Here is a 20,261-nt window from a genome sequence, read left to right as displayed (position 1 = left end):
CGACACGCTTGTGCCGAACCGACATCCCGCGTGCGGGCGCAGCCTGTCGGTTCGCGCGGAGCGTGTCGGCTCGGCGGGAGCGCGCCCTAGGCTGGGGGGATGGTCGTCACACTGCTCGGGGCCGCGGAGATCCGCGCGCTCGCCGCCGATCTCGACGTGACGCCGACGAAGAAGCTCGGCCAGAACTTCGTGGTCGACGCGAACACGGTCCGCAAGATCGTGCACGTCGCCCGCGTGACCGCCGATGACCACGTCGTCGAGGTCGGTCCGGGTCTGGGGTCGCTGACGCTCGCGATCCTCGAGACCGGCGCACCCGTCACCGCCGTCGAGATCGACCACCGTCTCGCCGCGCGCCTGGCGCAGACGGCGGCCGCGCACGGCGTCCCCGACGGGGCGCTGTCGGTCATCGCCGCCGACGCGCTGCGCATCACGGAGCTGCCCGGCGAACCCGACGTCCTCGTGGCGAATCTGCCGTACAACGTCAGCGTGCCCGTGCTGCTCCACTTCATGGAGACCTTCGCCGGCATCCGGCGCGGCGTCGTCATGGTCCAGGCCGAGGTCGGCGAGCGCCTCGCCGCCCCCTCGGGGTCGAAGACCTACGGTGCGCCGAGCGTGAAGGCGGCCTGGTACGGGACGTGGCGGCTCGCCGGCACCGTCTCGCGTCAGGTGTTCTGGCCCGTCCCCAACGTCGACAGCGTCCTCGTCGCCTTCGACCGCGACCCGCAGCCCCGCGGCGACGAGGGCGAGCGGCGACGAACTTTCCGGATCGTGGACGCCGCATTCCAGCAGCGCCGCAAGATGCTCCGCCAGGCTCTGGCGGGCGTTCTGGGCGGCACGGCCGCCGAGGCCTCGGCCGTCCTCGAGGCCGCCGGAGTGGCCCCGACCGCGCGCGGCGAAGATCTGACGATCGACGACTTCGTCGCCATCTCGCGCGCGCACGTCATCTGACGTTCCGCGCGCGTTCTCGCGACGTTACGAAACATGCCTGTAACATCTGGCGCATGCCAAACGCCGAGTACCCGGCTCCCGAACGGGTTCTTCTGCACCTCAGCGACACGCACCTGCGCGCGGGTGCGCCACTCCTTTTCGACGCGATCGACGGCAGCGAACGGCTGAGCCGGGCACTGGACGGGATCGAGGCCTCCGGGGTCCGCCCCGACGTGATCGTGTTCACCGGCGACCTCGTCGACCTGGGTGAGCGACGCGCCTACGCCGACCTCCGTGCGCGGGTCGAGCCGTTCGCGCAGCGCGTGGGCGCCGAGGTCGTCTGGGTGATGGGCAACCACGACGAGCGCGCCGCGTTCCGGGCGGAGCTGTGGGACGAGCACGGCGACGATCAGCGCCCCGTCGACAGGGTCGACGAGTTCGACGGCCTTCGCATCGTCACCCTCGACACGAGCGTGCCCGGCCACCATTACGGCGAGGTCGCCGACGAGCAGCTCTCGTGGCTCGCCCGGGTCCTGGCGACCCCCGCGCCCCTGGGCACGGTCCTCGCCATGCACCATCCGCCGGTGCCGAGCGTCCTTGCCCTGGCCGCCAGCGTCGAACTGCGCGACCAGCGCCGCCTCGCCGACGTGCTGCGGGGGACCGACGTGCGCGCCATCATCGCCGGGCACCTTCACTACTCGACGTTCGGGACGTTCGCCGGCATCCCCGTGTCGGTCGCCTCGTCCACCTGCTACGCGCAGGATCTCACCGTCCCGGTCGGCGGGACGCGGCCGCAGGACGGCGCCCAGGCGTTCAACCTCGTGCACGTGTACGACGACACGATCGTCCACGCCGTCGTTCCCGTCGACGTTCCGGTCCCCGTCGAGTACACCGATCCGGGGCGCGCACGCGAACTGCTGGCCGAGGCCGGGGTCACGGGCGTCAGTGTGGCGCGCCGATCCGCTCCGCCGACTCGTCCGGTGCCGGTCCTGCACTGACCTGTGCTGCACCGACCTGTGCAGCACCGACCGGTGAAGCGCTGACCTGCTCCGCGGGCCGCTCCCACGGCGCGCGGACCGGGAACATCCGCTCGAGCGTGTCGCGCACCGTGCGGATGCGCAGCTCCTCGGGCACCTCGGAGGATCCGCCGTCATTGAGGCAGAACATGTCCACGTCGCGCCGCTTCTCGAGCCGCCGCATCTGACGCAGCGACGTCGCGAGCGTCGACTGCACGTAGCGCACGCGAGCCTCCGTCGACACGACGGCACGGCCCGTCATCAGCGCGTAGTAGTGGTACAGGCTGTTGGTGACGGAGATGTCCGTCGCCGAGCGGAAGCGCGACGCCGCGGTGCGGGCGAAGTCTTCGGGGAACTCGCGTTCGAGCTCGCTCAGCACGCTGCGTCGCAGCGGCGTCGCGCAGTGCTCGAGATCGCGCAGGATGGTGCGGCCGAAGCGCTCGTGCAGCAGCGCCCGGTTGACGCGCAGGGCGTTGTCGTGGCCGCTGCGGTGGGGCATCGGCTCTCCCGTGCCGATCCGGATCGGGCACTCGACGAACTTGGACACGCCGCCGGCGGTGAAGAACAGCTCGGGGTCGACGGGGCGCGCGAAGAACATGTCGTCGTTGGAATACAGGAAGTGCTCGGCGAGTCCGTCGATCCGGTGCAGCTGCGCCTCGATCGCGTGCGAGTTGTGGGTGGGCAGCACCGAGGGGTCGGCGAAGAACTCCTCGCTGCGCACGAGCGTGACGCGGGGATCATCGGCCAGCCACGCCGGGCGCGGGGAATCGGTCGCGATGAAGATGCGCCGCACCCACGGGGCGTACATGTGGACGCTCCGCAGGGCGTACCGCAGCTCGTCGACGTGACGGTAGCGCGCCGCGCTCTCGTCGCCCTCGCCGACGACGTATCCCGCCATCTGCGCGGCCCGCTGCCGCTGGAATTCGCTGGACGAACCGTCGACCCACGAGAACACGAGGTCGATCTCGTCGACGACCTCGTCCGGCTGGGGGTCGAACATGCCGTCGAGCGTCCGCCACGACCGTCCGTAGCGGTGCGTCGTCGCCGGTCGCAGATCGTCGGCGGGGAACACGCGGCGCGTCAGCGCGTTCGCCCGGGGAGCGTGCACGAGGTCGCCGTCGCGCCGCCAGAACTCGAGCGCGAAGCCGCACTCCCTGTCGTAGCGGAGCGAACCGGTGCCGCTGATGCGCGGCCGGAACAGCCGGATGGATCGGGCGCCGTCGGCGGCCGCCGACGTCGTCGTGCCGAGATCGGCAGCCAGCGCGAGCGCCGCGCCGGCGGGCTTGGCGTAGAGCGGTTCGCGCTCGCCGAGGGCGCGCAGCGCACCGAGCACGGCGCCCCGCTCGTCGGCGTCGACCACGAGCGCGGGGGAGGTGCGCCCGTGACGGATCAGCGTCGTGGCGATGCCGGCGGCGTCGAGGGCGTCCGCGACCAGGAGCAGGTCGGCCTCGAGTGCCTGGGCGGGTGTCGTGTCGACGTGGCGGAGCCGGAACACGCCGTCGTCGAAGACGACGTCGCCGCGCGCCAGAAGCGTCGACCACGGATGGGGGTGGGGAGGCAGCGCCTGCAGAGCCGTCATGTGCTCCTCTCTCGCCCGCATCGGAGATGCGGTCGTGACCAACCTAGACGGACTGTGTGTCGCCGACGTTTCGCGTTCACCGTGGTCGGGGTGGGAGCGGGTCGCTAGCCTGGGTGAGTGACCGACAACCGCTTCCCGCCGTCCCGTGGCGGAGACCTCCACCGTCCCTACGCCGCGGCCGCCGACCGCTACTCGTCCACCGCGTACCGGCAGGTGGGATCCAGCGGTCTGTACCTGCCGCCGATCTCGCTCGGGCTGTGGTGGAACTTCGGCGACAACTTCCCGTTCGACGGTCAGCGCGCGCTGCTGCGCCACGCCTTCGACCGGGGCATCACGCACTTCGACCTCGCCAACAACTACGGCCCGCCGTACGGCTCCGCGGAGACGAACTTCGGCCGCATGATGCGCGAGGACTTCGCGCCGTACCGCGACGAGCTCATCATCTCCTCCAAGGCCGGCTACGACATGTGGGACGGGCCCTACGGGCAGTGGGGGTCCCGCAAGTACCTGCTGGCCAGCGCCGAGCAGTCCCTGACCCGCATGAGCGTGGACTACGTCGACATCTTCTACTCCCACCGCTTCGACCCGGTGACGCCGCTGGAGGAGACCATCGGTGCGCTGGACACGCTCGTCCGCCAGGGCAAGGCGCTCTACGCGGGCATCTCGTCCTACAGCCCGACCCAGACGGCGGAGGCGGCGGCGATCGCCCGGTCGCTGGGCACGCCCCTCGTGATCCACCAGCCGTCGTACTCGATCCTGGACCGCTGGATCGAGGACGGTCTCACGGGCCTCCTCGCTCAGGAGGGGATGGGCGCGATCGCCTTCGTCCCGCTCGCCCAGGGCCTGCTCACCAGTCGCTACCTCGGCGACGGCACCTCCGAGCGCTCCCAGCAGCGATCGTCGCTGGCCGGCGACCGCCTGACCGACAGCGCGCTGGCGGCGCTGCGCTCGCTCGACGTCATCGCCCGCGAGCGCGGCCAGACCCTCGCGCAGATGGCCCTGCAGTGGGTGCTGCGCGACGGCGTCGTCGCCTCCGCGCTCATCGGCGCCTCGCGTCCCGAGCAGCTCGACGAGAACCTCGCCGCGCTGGACGGTCCCGCCTTCGACGCCGAGGAGCTCGAGCGCATCGACGTGATCGCCGCCGGCATCGACACCCTGTGGGCGCCGACCGAGTGAGCCTCAGCCGCGTCTCCGAGCGCCGGGTGCACGTGCGTGCACCGGGCAAGGTCAACGTCTTCTTCGAGGTCGGCGAGGTGCAGCCCGACGGCTACCACGACGTCGCGTCCGTCTATCAGGCCGTCTCGATGCACGAGGACGTGTGGGCGACGATCTCCGACGACTTCACCATCGCGGTCACGGGCGACGTCGACGTCAGCGGCGTGCCGCTCGACGACCGCAACCTCGCCGTGCGTGCCGCCCGCCTGGTGGCGCGCGAGCTCGGCTGGGACGGCGGCGTGCACCTGGAGGTGCACAAGGGCGTCCCCGTCGCCGGCGGCATGGGCGGCGGGTCGGCCGATGCCGCCGCCGCGCTCGTGGCGGTGAACGAGCTGCTCGACGGGCGGCTGTCGACGGCCGAGCTCCATGCGCTGGGTGCCCAGCTGGGCGCCGATGTCCCGTTCGCCCTCCGCGGCGGCACGGCCGTGGGCACCGGCCGCGGCGACGAGCTCGCGCCCGCCCTCGTGCGCGGGCGCTTCGACTGGGTCTTCGTCACCCACGTGGAGGGGCTGTCCACTCCCGAGGCGTACGCGGGACTGGATGCGCTGCGCGCCGAAGCCGACATCGCCCCGGCACGGGGCGTGCCCGCCGTCGACCCGGCGGTGCTGCACGCGCTGCGCGGAGCAGACCCGACGGCGCTGGCGGCGGCCACGCGCAACGACCTGCAGGAGGTGGCGGTGCGCCGCCGCCCCGAGCTCGGCGCGCTCCTGGACGAGGGCGTGGGACTCGGAGCGCTCGCCGGTCTCGTGTCGGGGTCTGGTCCCACCGTCGCCTTCCTGGCGTCCGACGAGCGGTCGGCCGCCGACCTCGCGCGCAGCCTCGGCGACCGCGGACATGCGGCGACCGCGGCGCACGGCCCCGTCGCCGGCGCGCGCATCTTGACGATCGACTGAGCGGAGAGCCCCGTGACCGACCTCGACACCTCCTTCCACGACGCCCCCCTCGACGCCGAGCTGAGCGCGCAGCTCGCCGCGCAGCGCCTGGACGTGCGCCGTGTCGACGACGCGTCGCGCGCGGAGGTCGACGCCTGGCTCGACGCGGTCTCCCGCGGGTTCCTCGACGGGGAGCGCAACGACACCCAGCGCCAGGCCTTCTTCGACCGGGGCGCCTACCGGCGCAAGCTCGGCGTCTTCGACGCGGATGCGCCGCACCCCGAGGTGCCCGTCGCCACCTTCGCCTCGTGGGGGACCCGGCTGACCGTGCCCGGCGGCGCGGCGACCGCCTGCGCGATCAGCTCCGTCACCGTCGCCCCGACCCACCGCCGTCGCGGTCTCCTGCGGACCCTCATGGCGGGCGAGCTGCGGACGGCGGCGGCGGCCGGCTTCGCCGTCGCGGTCCTCACCGTCAGCGAGTCGGGCATCTACGGCCGCTTCGGGTTCGCACCGGCAGCGTCGGCCGCGCACTGGCGGATCGACGTGCGCCGGGCCGGCTGGCGCGGGCCGGACGCCCCCGAGGCGGGCCGCATCGACTTCATCACCCGCGAGGAGGGACGCGCGCTCGCCGAGGCCCTCCACGACCGGGTGCGGGCCGCGACGCCGGGCGAGATCGACATGCCGGGCGGTCATTGGGACCGCTTCTTCGGCACGCGACCGGACGCCGAGAAGGCGGAGGCCCTCCGCGTCGTGCAGTACCGCTCGCCCGCGGGCGCCGTGGAGGGCCTCGCGCTCTACCGCGTCGCCGAGAACCACGACGACTTCGCCGCGTCCACGATCGACCTCGACCTGCTCCTGGCGGCCACCGACGCCGCCTACTCCGGGCTCTGGCGGTTCTTCCTCTCGATGGACCTCATCGGCACCATCCGTGCCGGGGAGCTGTCGGTGGACGAGCCGCTGTGGTGGATGATCGCCGACCAGCGTGCGGCGACCATCACCGTGCGCGACCACCAGTACGTGCGGGTGCTCGACCCCGCAGCAGCACTCGAGGCGCGGTGCTACGCCGTGGCCGACGAGATCGTGCTGGAGATCGACGATCCGCTCGGGATCGCCACAGGTCCGGTGGTCCTTCGGACGGAGCCGGACGGCACGGCACGCGTGCTCGACGCGGGCGCGGCCGGCGACGACCCGCTCCGCGTCCGTCTCGGCGTGGCGGAGCTGTCGGCGATCCTCCTCGGCGGCGTCTCGCCGTCCACCCTGGCCCGCGCGGGGCGCCTGCACACCGACGACCCGTCCCGGGTCACCCGCCTGTTCGCCGGCACGCAGGCGCCGAGCCTCGGCTTCTGGTACTGACGCACCTCCGGTCCGGGCGACGAGGGCGGTCGCCCGGGAGCCGTGCGGCGCGGGGGAGGCTCGGCACCGCCTAGCCTGGAAGGCGACATGGCACATCTTCTCGGGGCCGAGGCCCTCCATCTCGAATACCCCACCAAGGTCGTCTTCGACGGCGTCTCGCTGGGGGTCGACGAGGGCGACCGCATCGGCATCGTCGGCCGCAACGGCGACGGAAAGTCGAGCCTCATGGCGATGCTGGCCGGTCGGCGCGAACCGGACTCCGGTCGCGTCACCGTGCGCGGAGGCGTGCGGATCGGCATGCTGGATCAGGCCGACGTGCTCTCCGACGACCTCACGGTGGCCGAGGCCGTCGTCGGCGACCGGCCGGAGCACGAGTGGGCGGGCGATGCTGCGGTCCGCGACGTCATCTCGGGCCTCGTCGGAGACCTCGACTGGCACGGGACGCTCGCCGGCCTCTCCGGCGGCCAGCGCCGCCGCGTGGCGCTGGCGGCCCTCCTGGCCGGCGACTGGGACGTGCTCGCGCTCGACGAGCCGACCAACCACCTCGACGTCGAGGCCGTCGCATGGCTGGCCGAGCACCTGAAGCGCCGCTGGTCGCCGAGCGCCGGTGCGCTGCTCGTCGTCACGCACGACCGCTGGTTCCTCGACGAGGTCTGCACGCGCACGTGGGAGGTGCACGACCGCATCGTCGACCCGTTCGAGGGCGGCTACGCGGCCTACATCCTCCAGCGGGTGGAGCGCGACCGTCAGGCGGCCTCGATCGAGGCGCGCCGCCAGAACCTCGCCCGCAAGGAACTCGCCTGGCTGCGCCGCGGCGCGCCGGCGCGCACCGCGAAGCCGAAGTTCCGCATCGACGCGGCCAACGCGCTGATCGCCGACGTCCCCGAGCTGCGGGACCGCGTCTCGCTCCAGTCGCTGGCCGTCGCCCGGCTCGGCAAGGACGTGGTGGACCTCCTCGACGCGGGAGTGGCGTATCCCACCGACACGGGCGGGACCAGGGAGGTGCTGCGCGACGTGGAGTGGCGGATCGCCCCGGGGGAGCGGACCGGCATCCTCGGCGTCAACGGCGCCGGCAAATCGACGCTCCTGGGGCTGGTCGCCGGGACCGTCGAGCCGACGAGCGGTCGCGTCAAGCGCGGCAAGACGGTGCGCGTGGCCACACTCACCCAGCGGATGGACGAGCTCGACCCCCACCTCGACGAGCCCGTGCGCGTCGTCGTCGGACGGCTGCGCACCACCTACGAGTTCGGCACGGGATCCAAGGCGCAGGAGCTCACCCCCGGTCAGCTCCTGGAGCGCATGGGCTTCTCGTCGGCGCAGCTCTCGACGCCGGTGAAGGACCTCTCGGGCGGGCAGAAGCGCCGCCTGCAGCTCCTCCTGATCCTCCTCGATCAGCCCAATGTCCTCATCCTCGACGAGCCCACGAACGACCTCGACACCGACATGCTGGCCGCGATCGAGGAGCTCCTGGACGCCTGGGCGGGCACGCTGCTGGTGGTCAGCCACGACCGCTACTTCATGGAGCGCGTCACCGACCAGCAGTACGCCGTGATGAACGGGCACCTGCGACACCTCCCCGGCGGCATCGACGAGTACGTGCGGCTGCGGCGCGCGCAGCAGGCGGGCGGCGTGCCCGACGGCATCCCGGCCGCGGCGGCGGCCACCCCCCACGGGACCGCCGCGCCGGCGGCACCCGAACTGGCGGGGGCCGACCGCCGGTCCGCGCAGAAGGAGCTGCAGGCGCTCGAGCGTCGGCTGTCGAAGCTCACCGCGCAGGTCGACGCCGATCGCACGGCGCTCGCCGACCACGACCAGTCGGACTACGTGGGCATCGGCGAGAAGATGCGGGCGATCGGCGCCGTCGACGAGGAGATCGCGGCGCTCGAGGAGCGATGGCTGGAGCTGTCGGAGCAGCTGGAGTCCTGAGTCGCCGGCGTTCCCCGCGCCGCTGGAAGCTGGGCTGCTGAGCCTCAGCGCGAGGCGTCGAAGCCGAGGCTGAGCTTGCGCAGGAGCCCCGCGAGCCGCTCGCGGTCGTTGCGGGAGAGCATCGCCAGCAGCAGGGCCTCGGCGTCGACGAGGCGGGTGATGGCCGCGTCGACACGGGTGCGGCCGTCGTCGGTGAGGGTGACGAGCACGCTCCTGCCATCGGCGGGGTCGGCCTCGCGCCGCACGAGGCGGCGGCCGACGAGGCGATCGATGCGGTTGGTCATCGTTCCGCTCGAGACGAGCGTCTGCTGCAGCAGCTGCTTGGGACTGAGCTGGAAGGGCTCTCCCGCGCGGCGCAGCGCGGAGAGCACGTCCCACTCCCAGGGCTCGAGCTCGCTGCGCCGGAAGGCCTCGCGCCGCGCGCGGTCGAGGTGGCGGGAGAGGCGGTCGACGCGCGACAGCACCTCCAGCGGGGAGAAGTCGAGATCGGGACGCTGGGTCATCCACGCGTCGACGATGCGGTCGACCTCGTCGTGCTCGGGGGTCACTCCGTCATTATCGCGGTTCGCTCGCGGGCGTGCGGCGTCGTGCGCCGGCCGACCGGGATCGGTGGCCCTGTTACCGGTCTCAGTTCGGTAACGAATGCGGGAGAGCCCTTTCCGGCGTCGGAGTCGCCGGGGAGACTGTGACCGGTAACAGTAGGGTGACGCCCGTCGCGCGCGCCGCGATGCGCACCTGGATCGAAGGAGATCTCTGTCATGTCGCACCCCCACCCCCGCCCCGCTCGCGACGCCCGCCGGCGCATCGTCGCCGTCTCCGCCGTCGTGGCCGTCGGCACCGCCCTGCTGAGCGCGCCCGCCGCCCGGGCCGACGACGGCCCCGTCGAGGCGGGCATCGTCGTCCAGAAGGTCGAGAACCTGCCCGACGGCTTCCGCAGCGGCGTCGACGTCTCCTCGGTCCTCTCGCTGGAGGAGTCCGGGGTCGTGTTCCGCGACGAGGCGGGGGAGCCCGCCGACCTCTTCGAGGTCCTCGCCGACCATGGCATCACCGACGTCCGGGTGCGGGTGTGGAACGACCCGTTCGACGCCGAGGGCAACGGCTACGGCGGCGGCGACGTGGACGTCGCGCGCGCGGTGGAGATCGGCGAACGCGCGACGGCCGCCGGGCTCAGCGTGCTGGTGGACTTCCACTACTCGGACTTCTGGGCCGATCCGGCCAAGCAGAAGGCGCCGAAGGCCTGGGCCGCGCTGAGCGTCGCCGAGAAGGCCGTCGCCGTGGAGGAGTACACGACGGCGGCACTCGAGGAGTTCGCCGCGGCCGGAGTCGACGTGGAGATGGTCCAGGTCGGCAACGAGACCAACAACGGCGTCGCCGGGGTCACCGGGTGGACGGGCATGACGCAGATCTTCGCCGCCGGCTCGGCCGCGGTGCGCAGCGTCTTCCCCGACGCACTCGTCGCCCTGCACTTCACGAATCCCGAGACCTCGGGCCGGTACGCCGGCTACGCGGCGAACCTCGACGCCGCCGGGGTGGACTACGACGTGTTCGCGTCGTCGTACTACCCGTACTGGCACGGCTCGCTCGGCAATCTCACCGCCGTGCTCTCGCACGTCGCCGACACGTACGGGAAGAAGGTCATGGTCGCCGAGACCAGCTGGGCATCGACCCTCGAGGACGGCGACGGACACGGCAACACGATCGATCTCGCGTCCGAGGCCACCCAGTACCCGATCAGCGTGCAGGGGCAGGCCACGGCCGTCCGCGACGTCGTCCAGGCCGTCGCCGACGTCGGCGATGCCGGCATCGGCGTCTTCTACTGGGAGCCCGCCTGGCTGCCGGTGGGACCGCCGTCGGAGCTCGCCCAGAACCGGGCGCTCTGGGAGCGCGACGGGTCGGGATGGGCGTCGAGCTACGCCGCCGAGTACGACCCCGACGACGCGGGCGAGTGGTACGGCGGCTCGGCGTGGGACAACCAGGCGCTCTTCGCCTTCGACGGCACGCCGCTGGAGTCCCTCCGCGTGTTCTCCTACGCGCGCACGGGAGCGATCGCCCCGCGCGAGGTGACCGCGGTCGAGCAGCCGGCGCTCACCGTCGCCGACGGCGCGGACATCGCGCTCCCGGTGACCGTGACGATCACTTACAACGACGGCACCACCGAGGCGGAGGCGGTCACGTGGTCCGCCGCGGCCGAGTACATCTCCGGTCCCGGCGTGTACCGGATCGCGGGCGAGACGGCGTCCGGTCGCACGACCACGGCGACCGTCACGGTGACCGCCGTCAACCTCCTGCGCAACGCCGGCTTCGAGGAGGCGGACGTCTCGATGTGGACGCGCACCGGCACCGCTCTGACGCTGCGGGCGACCGACGATCCCCGGTCGGGGACGCGGTCGGCCCACTTCTACTCCGGCTCCGCCTTCAGCTACACGCTGACGCAGCGCGTCACCGGCCTTCCCGCCGGCTCGTACACGGCGTCGGCCTCGCTGCAGGGCGACGGCGAGAACGCGTCGAGCGACGTGCGGATCACCCTCGCTGCCGCAGGCGGGGCGGAGGCCTCCGCGCCGTTCGAGCTGAACGGCTGGCGCAACTGGTCGACGCCGGTCACCGAGCCGGTCGCCGTCGCGGCGGGCGGCACGGCGACGGTGACGATCTCGGCCACGCTGCCGGCCGGCGCCTGGGGGACCATCGACGACGTCGTCCTCACGCGCGAGGCGGCCGGGGCCGACACGTCGGCTCTGGCGGACCTCGTCGATCGCTCGGAGGCTCTCGACCGGGAGGCGGTGACGGCGGAGTCGCTCGTCGCGCTCGATGCGGCCCTCGAGATCGCGGACGTCGTCCTGGGGTCCGCGGCGCCGTCGCAGGCCAAGGTCGACGCCGCCCTCGCGGCGCTGGAGGCCGCCTGGGCCGCGCTGGAGCTCGTGGGCGAGGAGCCCGCACCGACCGTGCTGCCGGTGACGCTGACGGTCGTCGAGGGATCCCCGATCGCGCTTCCGGCGACGGTGCAGGTGCGGCGCTGGAACGGCGTCCGCGCCGACCAGGACGTCGAGTGGTCCGCGGCCGTCGACGCGATCGCGGGATCGGGGCGTTACGAGATCCCGGGCACGACCGAGGCCGGCCTCGCCGCCGCGGCGACGGTGACCGTGACGCCGCGGCAGTGGGTCGCGAACCCCGGGTTCGAATCCACGGACGTCTCGATGTGGAGCGTGACCGGCAGCGGCGCCGGCATCGGCGCGACGGCCGACGCCGCCGCGGGCGGCCGTGCTGTGAGCTTCTGGCTCGACACGGCGTACGCGTTCGCGGTCACGCAGCGGATCTCGGGCGTGGCACCGGGCACGTACACGCTCTCCGCGACGGTCCAGGGCGACGGCGAGAGCCCTGCCGACACCGCCACCCTGCGGGCGACGAGCGCGGCGGGAACGGTGTCGGCACCCCTCGAGCTGGCCGGCTGGCAGGCGTGGCGCACCGCGACCACTCCGCTGGTCGCCGTGGGCGCCGACGGGGTCCTGACGGTGTCGGCGTCGTTCTCCCTGTCGGCGGGCGCGTGGGGCACGATCGACGAGATCCGCCTCACCCGCGCCGGCGAGCGGATCGACACGGGCGCTCTCGCGGCGCGGGCCGACGACCTCGCCGCCCTCGACCTCGCGGACTACACCGCCTGGTCGTCCGCCTCGCTGCCCGACGCCGTCGCGCGTGCGCGTGTCGTCGCGGCTGCGGACTGGCCGACCGCGACGGCCGTCGCGGCGGCGCGGGCCGCGCTCGACGACGCCGCTGCCCGGCTCGTGCGCCGCGACGCCGACGAGGCCACCGCGGCTCCGGCGCGGGGAGTGCTCTCGCACGACAACGGCTGGGACACCGGCCTCCTCGACGGCGACTACACGGTGAAGATGAACCTGTGGTGGGGGCAGAACGCCTCGTCGCTGCGGCTGTACGAGAACGGCGCTCTCCTCGCGACCGTGCCGCTCACGGCCCGCGGGACAGCGGCGCAGTACGCCGCGGTGCCCGTCTCCGGGCGCGCGAACGGCACCTACCGGTACAGCGCGGTGCTGTCCAACACGCAGGGGGAGACGACCCTGGCCCCCATCACGGTGAGCGTCACCGCCGCCGCCCCGGGCAAGCCGGTGCTCAGCCACGACAACCACGACGGCGACGGCCGCTACACCGTGACGGCGAACATGTGGTGGGGGACCAACGCGACCTCGTTCCGGTTCTTCCAGGACGGCGCGCTCGTGAAGGAGGGCGCGCTGACCGCGCGCACCCCCGCGGCCCAGCAGGCGTCGCTCGCCGTGACCGCGGCCGCCAAGGGGACCCACGTCTACCGCGTCGAGTTCGTGAACGCCGCCGGGACGACCACGAGCGCCGATCTGACGGTGCGCGTGACGAAGTAGGCGGCGGGCTCGGCGACCCCGCTCCCGCGCCCGGGCGAGCGGGGTCGCCCGTGGCAGACTTGACGTGCGGCCCCGCTCCGGCGGACCACGTGGGCACCACGTGCGGACCCGGGTGGCCGTGGTCCGCCGTGGTGTAATGGCAGCACGACAGCCTTTGGAGCTGTGAGGTCCAGGTTCGAGTCCTGGCGGCGGAGCATGACGCAGAACACTCTCGATCCCGCTCTGGCCGTGGTGATCCTCGCGGCCGGGCAGGGTACGCGCATGCGCTCCTCCCTGCCGAAGGTCCTCCACCGCATCGGCGGGCGCCCGCTCGTGGGGCACGTGCTCGACACCGCGCGCGACCTCGCCCCGGCCCATGTCCTCGTCGTCGTGCGGCACGAGCGCGATCAGGTGGCAGACGCCGTGCTCGGCGTCTCGCCGGAGGTCGTCGTCGTCGATCAGGACGAGGTCCCCGGAACCGGTCGCGCGGTCGAGATCGCGCTGGAGCACCTGCCCGGCTTCGAGGGCGATGTCCTCGTGCTGAGCGGCGACGTGCCGCTCCTCGACGCCGACACCCTCACCGCGTTCGTGCGCGAGCACCGCGCCGGGGCCGCGGCGGCGACGCTCATGAGCGCCCTGGTCGACGACCCCACCGGATACGGACGCATCATCCGCGACGAGGCGGACGCCGTCGCCCGCATCGCCGAGCAGAAGGACGCCACCTCCGACGAGGCCGCCGTCCGCGAGATCAACGCGGGCGTGTACGTCTTCCGGGCCGCGGAGCTGCGCACGCAGCTCTCGCGGGTCGGCACCGACAACGCGCAGGGCGAGAAGTACCTCACCGATGTGATCGGACTGCTGCGCGCCGACGGCCGGGGCGTCGCGGCCTCCGTCGTCGCCGACGTGTCGCTGACGCTGGGCGTGAACGATCGGGCGCAGCTGGCCGAGGCGGGGCGCCTGCTGAACGCCCGCACGGTCCGGCGCTGGCAGCTCGCCGGAGTGACGGTGCAGGACCCGGCCACCACCTGGATCGACGTCACCGCCACCCTCGCCCCCGACGTCACGGTGCTGCCGAACACGCACATCCTGCGCGCGACGGCGATCGCCTCGGGGGCGGTCGTCGGACCCGACACGACGCTCGAGGACTGCGAAGTGGGGGAGGGTGCGGTCGTCCGACGGACAGATGCGACGCTGGCCGTCATCGGCGCGGGCGCCACCGTCGGTCCCTTCGCCTATCTCCGTCCCGGCACGCAGCTGGCCGCGCACGGCAAGATCGGCACGTTCGTGGAGACGAAGAACTCCACGATCGGCGAGGGCAGCAAGGTCCCGCACCTGTCCTACATCGGGGACACCACGATCGGTCGCGGCGTCAACCTCGGCGCCGGCGCGATCACCGCCAACTACGACGACCTGACCAAGCACCGCACCGAGATCGGCGACGAGGTCCACTCGGGCTCGCACAACGTGTTCGTCGCGCCCGTTAGGATCGGAGATGGCGCCAAGACCGGCGCCGGCGCGGTCATCCGCAAGGACGTCCCCGCCGGAGCGCTGGCTTTGAGCGTGACCCCTCAGCGCAACGTCGAGGGGTGGGTCGAGAACCACCGACCGGGCACCGCGGCGGCAGCAGCCGCCGCACGTGCACGGTCCGCACAGGAAGCGGACGATGGCGCGCAAGAAGAAGGCGACTGAGATCGAGCGGGACGACATCGCCCCCGGACTCGTCGTCAAGACGAAGAAGCGGCTCGTCGTCGCGGCGGGCAGCTCTCACCCCGAGCTCGCGCAGCAGGTCGCCGACGAGCTCGGCTCGTCGCTGGTCCCTACCGAGCACCGCACCTTCGCCTCGGGCGAGATCCTCACGCGGTTCGAGGTGTCGATCCGCGGCTGCGACATCTTCCTCATCCAGTCCTTCGGCCCGCCGGTCAACGAGTGGCTCATGGAGCTGCTCATCATGCTCGACGCCGCCAAGCGCGCGTCGGCCAAGCGCATCTCGGTGGTCGCGCCGTACTACCCCTACTCGCGACAGGACAAGAAGGGGCGCGGGCGCGAGCCGATCAGCGCCCGGCTCGTCGCGGACCTCCTCAAGACCGCCGGCGCCGACCGCGTGATGAGCGTGGATCTGCACGCCGCCCAGATCCAGGGCTTCTTCGACGGACCCGTCGACCACCTGTTCGCCAAGCCGGTGCTGCTCGACTACTTCGAGAAGAGCCTGTCGCCGGAAGACCGCGCGAAGCTCACGGTCGTGTCTCCCGACACCGGACGCGTGCGCGTGGCCGACACGTGGTCCGACAGCCTCGACGCACCGCTGGCGATCATCCACAAGCGCCGCGATCCGAACGTGGCCAATCAGGTGACGGTCAACGACATCGTCGGCAACGTGGCGGGGCGGGTGTGCCTGCTCGTCGACGACATGATCGACACCGGCGGCACGATCGTCAAGGCCGCGCAGGCGCTGAAGAACGACGGCGCCGAGCGCGTCATCGTCGCCGCCACCCACGCCATCTTCAGCGACCCCGCGAGCACGCGCCTGCAGGATCCGGCCATCGACGAGGTCGTGGTGACCGACACGGTGCCGCTGCCGCCCGAGAAGATCTTCCCCGGCCTCACCATCCTCCCGATCGCGCCGCTGCTGGCCCGCGCGATCAAGGAGGTCTTCGAGGACGGCTCGGTCACGAGCATGTTCGACGGCGCCGCGTAGGAGTTCCGAGATGGTCTCACCGCTCACCGAGGCCGATCTGGACGTCGCGCGCCCCTTCGCGCGCAGCGTGGACGACGTGGCGGCACAGCTGCGCACCGACGCCGGCGGCCTCACCGCCGACGACGCGGCCGCCCGGCTCGCGGTCGCCGGCCGCAACTTGCTCCCGGAGCCCGCGCGCACGCCGGCGTGGCTGCGGTTCCTCGGTCACTTCAACGACACGCTGATCTACATCCTGCTGGGAGCGGCGGCGATCAAGGCGATCATGGCCGACTGGCTCGACTTCTGGGTCATCATGGCGGTCGCGATCATCAACGCCGTCATCGGCTTCCTTCAAGAGGGACGCGCAGAGAAGGCGCTGGCCGGCATCCGCGGCATGCTCTCCTCCGATGCCCAGGCGCGCAGGGACGGTCGCTGGGCGACGATCGCGGCCGCCGACCTCGTCCCCGGCGACGTCGTGCGACTCGCGCCCGGAGACAAGGTGCCCGCCGACGTCCGCCTCATCGAGACCCATCAGCTGCGCATCGAGGAGGCGGCGCTCACCGGCGAATCCGTGCCGTCGTCGAAGGCGACCTCGCCGGTCGCCGAGGACGCCGGCGTCGGGGACCGTGCGTCGATGGCGTTCTCGGGCACGATCGTGTCCGCCGGGCAGGGCCGCGGGATCGTCACGGCCACCGGCGCGTCGACCGAGATCGGCCGCATCCAGACGCTGGTCGGCGAGGCGGGGTCGCTCCAGACGCCGCTGACGAAGCAGCTCGCCCAGTTCGGCAAGGTGCTCACCCTCGTCATCCTCGGGATGGCGGTGCTCATGATGCTCATCGGGCGCTTCGTCCACCGCATGCCCGTGGGCGAGCTCGTCTCGGCGACGATCGGCTTCGCGGTCGCGGCGATCCCCGAGGGCCTGCCCGCTCTCGTCACCATCACCCTCGCGATCGGCGTGCAGCAGATGGCGCGCCGCAACGCGATCACCCGCAAGCTCCCCGCCGTCGAGGCGCTCGGGTCGGTGACCACGGTGTGCTCCGACAAGACGGGCACGCTCACCCGGAACGAGATGACCGTGCGGCGGCTGATCACCCCCGTCGGGCGGTACTCCGCAGCGGGACTCGGCTACGACCCCGACGGTGCGATCACCCCCGAGGGCGGCGACGGGCCAGCCGGCGGAGGGGACGCGGGCACGGCCCAGGCGGGCGCGCTCGGGGGCGACGTGCGCGCGCTCCTGGCCGTCGCCGACCTGTGCAACGACGCCCACATCGTCCGCGCGGAGGACGGATCGGGCTGGACGCTGGTGGGGGAGCCGACCGAGGGCGCGCTGAAGGTCGTCGCGATGAAGGGCGGCGTGCGACCGGAGTCCCGGCCGCGCCGCATCGGCGTCGTCCCGTTCGACTCGGCGAACAAGTTCATGGCGACCCTCAACGAGTCCGCCGACGGCGCCCGGGCGATCCTCGTCAAGGGGGCCCCGGACCGGCTCCTCGATCGCTCGCTCACCCAGCGGGGCACGGCCGGCAGCGAACCTCTCGACCGCGTCTTCTGGGAGAGCGCGATCGACGAGCTCAGCGGCGAGGGGCTGCGGGTGCTCGCGGCCGCCCGCACGCCCACCCGCTCGGACCGGCTGGACATCGACGACCTGGTGGACCTCGAGTTCCTCGGGCTCTGGGGGATCCTCGACCCGCCGCGCCCCGAGGCCATCACCGCGATCGCCGACTGCCACCGCGCCGGCATCCGGGTGAAGATGATCACGGGCGACCACGCGGGGACGGCCCTCGCGATCAGCCGGGAGATGGGGCTCGCCTCCGGCGACGACGTGCACGTGCTCACCGGCGCCGAGCTGGAGGCCATGAGCCAGGAGCAGCTGAAGGCCGTCGCCCGCGACGTCGACGTCTACGCGCGCACGAGCCCCGAGCACAAGATCCGCATCGTCCGGGCGCTGCAGGCGCACGGCGAAGTCGTCGCGATGACCGGCGACGGGGTGAACGACGCCCCCGCGCTGACGCGCGCCGACGTCGGCGTGGCGATGGGCATCAAGGGCACGGAGGCGACGAAGGAGGCGGCGGAGATCGTCCTGGCCGACGACAACTTCGCCACGATCCGCAGCGCCATCCGCGAGGGGCGGCGCATCTACGACAATCTGCGCAAGTCGGTGGTCTTCCTGCTGCCGACCAACGGCGCGCAGTCGCTCGTGATCCTCGTCGCGATCGTGTTCGGGCTCACGCTGCCGCTCACCCCGGTCCAGGTGCTGTGGGTCAACATGGTGACCGCGGTGACCCTGTCGCTCGCGCTCGCCTACGAGCCGGCGGAGAAGGGCATCATGGATCGCCCGCCGCGAGCAGCCGGCGGCACGCTCATCAACGCGCGCGAGCTCGGATTCGTGCTCATCGTGTCGCTCCTCATCGGTGGTGCGACCCTCGCGGTGTTCTGGCTCGCCACGGCCGGAGGCGCCCCCGTCGAGGTCGCACGCACCCAGGCGGTGGCGATGCTCGCGCTCGGGCAGCTCGCCTACCTGCTCAACTGCCGCTTCCTCGGGCGCTCGAGCTTCACGGTCGACGTGCTGCGCGGCAACCCCGTCGTATGGTGGTCGGCTGCGGCGCTGATCGCCCTGCAGCTCGTCTACACCTATGTGCCGTTCATGAACGGCCTGTTCGGATCGAGCCCGTTGAGCGTGACCGGCTGGATCGCTCCCGTCGTCCTGTCCGTCGTGATCTTCGTGGCCGTCGAGGGGCTGAAGGCGCTGCGTCGACGCACCGCGTGACGGTCGTCTCCCTGGCGTCCGGGAGGTGGCGTTTCCTCCCCAGGTGGGGTGCCGGCGGGGTTGTCCACAGGAAGCGGCCCTGACCGGGGCTTTGTGGGTGTCGGTGTCGGTGCCTCCGAGAAGGATGGGGGCATGACGAACACCGGATCACTCGCGGCGGACCTTCACGCCGTGGATGCGGTGGTGGATGAGCTCGTCGAGATCCGACGCGGGATGGCGGCGCTGCAGGCCCGTGAGGCGGCGGTGCTGGCGCGGGCGGTGGCGGTGGTGCGGGCGCAGGAGGACGTGCCGGGACCGTCGGGGGTGCGGGATGTCCCGCTGCGGGGTCGATGGCGGCGCAGCTCGGCGCCGCGCTGCGAGTGTCGGATCGGACGGTGCAGCGGCAGCTGTCCGACGCGGTGGTGCTGACGGAGCGGTTCCCCGCGGCGTGGGCCGCTCTCGCTGCCGGGGACGTCTCGCGGGCGCACGTGCGGGTGATCGTCGAGGCGGGGCAGCCGATCGACGACGACGAGGCCCGCGCCGTGTTCGAGGAGGCCGTCTTGGAGGTGGCCCGGCGGGAGACGCCCGGACGGTTGCGGCCGGCGGTGCGGCTGCTCGCAGCGCGACTGCATCCGCTGCCGTTCGCGGAGCGGCACGCCGTGGCGGCGAAGGGGCGGTCGGTGTGGGTGCGGGACCTCGACGACGGGATGGCGGAACTGATCGCGACGCTGCCGGCGCATCTGGCGCACGGGATCCGCGACCGCCTCGACCGGTACGCCCGGCGGGTCATCGACGGGCGCCGTGGTGCAAGTGATGATGCGGCCGTCGAGGCGATGTTGCTGGATGAGCCCACGGTGCACGACATCCGCGGGATCGATGAGGTCCGTGCCGACGTGTTCGCGGATCTCCTGTTGACCGGGCACGCGACGCCCGAGGTCTCGAACGCGTCGATCCCCGAGACGCACGCGATCGTCGCGCACGTGCAGATCAGCGTCCCGGTACTCACCGTGCTCGGTGCCGACACCACCCCGGCGGAGCTGACCGGCCACGCCCCGATCGACACAGCTACGGCATTGCGGCTGGCGGGCACCGCTACCGGGTGGGACCGGGTCCTCACCCACCCCGTCACCGGAACCGTGGTCGCGGTGGACCGGTACCGGCCGTCCGACCAGTTGAAGCGGGCGCTGCGGGTGCGGGACGAGCACTGCCGATTCCCGGGCTGCCGGATCCCGGTGCGAAGGTGCGACATCGACCACACCACCGCCCGCGAACACGACGGCCCCACCGAGCTCACCAACCTCGCGCACCTGTGCCGCCGGCACCACACGCTGAAACACCACTCCGCCTGGCGGGTGAGACAGACCCCCGACGGGGTGCTGCACTGGACCAGCCCCACCGGCAGGCACTACCCCGACCGACCTGCACGGACCCTCGTCTTCGTTCCCGACCCGGACCCCGGCCTCACCACCGACTCTGGCAGCGGCCTCGACACCTACCCCGGCACCGGCCCCGACCCTGGCACCGGCCCCGACGCAGCCCGCCGGCCTGGGCCGCCGGCATCGCCGCCGGGGCACCGTCCTGAACCGCCGTTCTGA

At 72.6% G+C, this 20,261-nt stretch carries 14 protein-coding genes and 1 tRNA gene; 13 read left to right on the top strand and 2 right to left on the bottom strand.

What is annotated here, in order from left to right:
- Nucleotides 1-99: 99 nt before the first annotated feature.
- Both rsmA and QQZ13_RS03165 read left to right on the top strand, forming a co-directional pair.
- Entirely contained in the window at nucleotides 100-948 is an 849-nt protein-coding gene (rsmA, locus tag QQZ13_RS03170) for a 16S rRNA (adenine(1518)-N(6)/adenine(1519)-N(6))-dimethyltransferase RsmA (protein WP_284527660.1), read from the top strand.
- A 53-nt stretch (nucleotides 949-1,001) separates the two neighbouring features.
- Complete coding sequence (locus tag QQZ13_RS03165; RefSeq protein WP_284527659.1) at nucleotides 1,002-1,925, top strand: phosphodiesterase; 924 nt, start codon at nucleotides 1,002-1,004, stop codon at nucleotides 1,923-1,925.
- Here the strand turns inward: QQZ13_RS03165 and QQZ13_RS03160 are convergent.
- Nucleotides 1,870-3,522, bottom strand: a complete 1,653-nt coding sequence (locus QQZ13_RS03160; protein WP_284527658.1) for a stealth conserved region 3 domain-containing protein — start codon at nucleotides 3,520-3,522, stop codon at nucleotides 1,870-1,872. The two genes, QQZ13_RS03165 and QQZ13_RS03160, sit on opposite strands and share 56 nt — an antisense overlap.
- 117 nt (nucleotides 3,523-3,639) lie before the next feature.
- Here QQZ13_RS03160 and QQZ13_RS03155 point away from each other — a divergent pair, with 117 nt between their 5' ends.
- From QQZ13_RS03155 to QQZ13_RS03140, 4 genes are all read left to right on the top strand, one after another.
- Nucleotides 3,640-4,698 (top strand): aldo/keto reductase, encoded by a 1,059-nt coding sequence (locus tag QQZ13_RS03155; RefSeq protein WP_284527657.1) that lies wholly within the window; start codon nucleotides 3,640-3,642, stop codon nucleotides 4,696-4,698.
- The gene (locus QQZ13_RS03150; protein WP_284528026.1) at nucleotides 4,695-5,630 is read left to right on the top strand and encodes a 4-(cytidine 5'-diphospho)-2-C-methyl-D-erythritol kinase; all 936 of its coding nucleotides are present in this window, start codon (nucleotides 4,695-4,697) and stop codon (nucleotides 5,628-5,630) included. The genes QQZ13_RS03155 and QQZ13_RS03150 overlap by 4 nt, the downstream gene beginning before the upstream one ends.
- 12 nt (nucleotides 5,631-5,642) lie before the next feature.
- Nucleotides 5,643-6,962: a GNAT family N-acetyltransferase gene (locus tag QQZ13_RS03145; RefSeq protein ID WP_284527656.1), complete on the top strand. Its 1,320-nt coding sequence runs from the start codon at nucleotides 5,643-5,645 to the stop codon at nucleotides 6,960-6,962.
- An 87-nt stretch (nucleotides 6,963-7,049) separates the two neighbouring features.
- Nucleotides 7,050-8,888, top strand: coding sequence for an ABC-F family ATP-binding cassette domain-containing protein (locus QQZ13_RS03140; protein ID WP_284527655.1), 1,839 nt, complete (start codon nucleotides 7,050-7,052; stop codon nucleotides 8,886-8,888).
- Between the two features lie 44 nt (nucleotides 8,889-8,932).
- Here the strand turns inward: QQZ13_RS03140 and QQZ13_RS03135 are convergent, their stop codons facing one another.
- Entirely contained in the window at nucleotides 8,933-9,436 is a 504-nt protein-coding gene (locus QQZ13_RS03135) for a MarR family winged helix-turn-helix transcriptional regulator (RefSeq protein ID WP_284527654.1), read from the bottom strand.
- A gap of 210 nt (nucleotides 9,437-9,646) precedes the next feature.
- Between QQZ13_RS03135 and QQZ13_RS03130 the strand changes: the two genes are divergently transcribed.
- The 7 genes from QQZ13_RS03130 to QQZ13_RS03100 all read left to right on the top strand — a co-directional run bounded on the left by QQZ13_RS03130 (nucleotide 9,647) and on the right by QQZ13_RS03100 (nucleotide 20,261).
- A complete protein-coding gene (locus QQZ13_RS03130; RefSeq protein ID WP_284527653.1) occupies nucleotides 9,647-13,270 on the top strand; it encodes a glycosyl hydrolase 53 family protein in 3,624 nt (1,207 codons plus the stop codon).
- Nucleotides 13,271-13,392: 122 nt separating this feature from the next.
- Nucleotides 13,393-13,464: transfer RNA gene (locus QQZ13_RS03125), tRNA-Gln, on the top strand.
- A gap of 1 nt (nucleotide 13,465) precedes the next feature.
- On the top strand, nucleotides 13,466-14,938 hold the full coding sequence (glmU, locus tag QQZ13_RS03120) for a bifunctional UDP-N-acetylglucosamine diphosphorylase/glucosamine-1-phosphate N-acetyltransferase GlmU (RefSeq protein ID WP_284527652.1): 1,473 nt from the start codon (nucleotides 13,466-13,468) through the stop codon (nucleotides 14,936-14,938).
- Nucleotides 14,913-15,944 carry a ribose-phosphate diphosphokinase gene (locus QQZ13_RS03115; protein WP_284527651.1) on the top strand — a complete coding sequence of 344 codons (1,032 nt, stop codon included), beginning with the start codon at nucleotides 14,913-14,915 and terminating at the stop codon, nucleotides 15,942-15,944. Before glmU ends, QQZ13_RS03115 begins: the two co-directional genes overlap by 26 nt.
- A gap of 10 nt (nucleotides 15,945-15,954) precedes the next feature.
- Entirely contained in the window at nucleotides 15,955-18,687 is a 2,733-nt protein-coding gene (locus tag QQZ13_RS03110; protein ID WP_284527650.1) for an HAD-IC family P-type ATPase, read from the top strand.
- A 132-nt stretch (nucleotides 18,688-18,819) separates the two neighbouring features.
- A complete protein-coding gene (locus QQZ13_RS03105) occupies nucleotides 18,820-19,095 on the top strand; it encodes a hypothetical protein (RefSeq protein WP_284527649.1) in 276 nt (91 codons plus the stop codon).
- Nucleotides 19,062-20,261, top strand: coding sequence for an HNH endonuclease signature motif containing protein (locus tag QQZ13_RS03100; RefSeq protein WP_284527648.1), 1,200 nt, complete (start codon nucleotides 19,062-19,064; stop codon nucleotides 20,259-20,261). The genes QQZ13_RS03105 and QQZ13_RS03100 overlap by 34 nt, the downstream gene beginning before the upstream one ends.

This window comes from Microbacterium sp. T2.11-28, from assembly GCF_950097975.1.
GTDB lineage: Bacteria > Actinomycetota > Actinomycetes > Actinomycetales > Microbacteriaceae > Microbacterium.
Note: the sequence above shows the minus strand (reverse complement) of the source record. Positions and strands in the feature narration are given on the sequence as shown.

Excerpts from the sequence above, each read along its gene's own strand:
- rsmA (WP_284527660.1), top strand. The coding sequence starts at position 100 with ATGGTCGTCACACTGCTCGGGGCCGCGGAGATCCGCGCGCTCGCCGCC.
- QQZ13_RS03165 (WP_284527659.1), top strand. The coding sequence starts at position 1,002 with ATGCCAAACGCCGAGTACCCGGCTCCCGAACGGGTTCTTCTGCACCTC.
- QQZ13_RS03160 (WP_284527658.1), bottom strand. The coding sequence starts at position 3,522 with ATGACGGCTCTGCAGGCGCTGCCTCCCCACCCCCATCCGTGGTCGACG.
- QQZ13_RS03140 (WP_284527655.1), top strand. The coding sequence starts at position 7,050 with ATGGCACATCTTCTCGGGGCCGAGGCCCTCCATCTCGAATACCCCACC.
- QQZ13_RS03130 (WP_284527653.1), top strand. The coding sequence starts at position 9,647 with ATGTCGCACCCCCACCCCCGCCCCGCTCGCGACGCCCGCCGGCGCATC.
- glmU (WP_284527652.1), top strand. The coding sequence starts at position 13,466 with ATGACGCAGAACACTCTCGATCCCGCTCTGGCCGTGGTGATCCTCGCG.
- QQZ13_RS03115 (WP_284527651.1), top strand. The coding sequence starts at position 14,913 with ATGGCGCGCAAGAAGAAGGCGACTGAGATCGAGCGGGACGACATCGCC.
- QQZ13_RS03110 (WP_284527650.1), top strand. The coding sequence starts at position 15,955 with ATGGTCTCACCGCTCACCGAGGCCGATCTGGACGTCGCGCGCCCCTTC.
- QQZ13_RS03105 (WP_284527649.1), top strand. The coding sequence starts at position 18,820 with ATGACGAACACCGGATCACTCGCGGCGGACCTTCACGCCGTGGATGCG.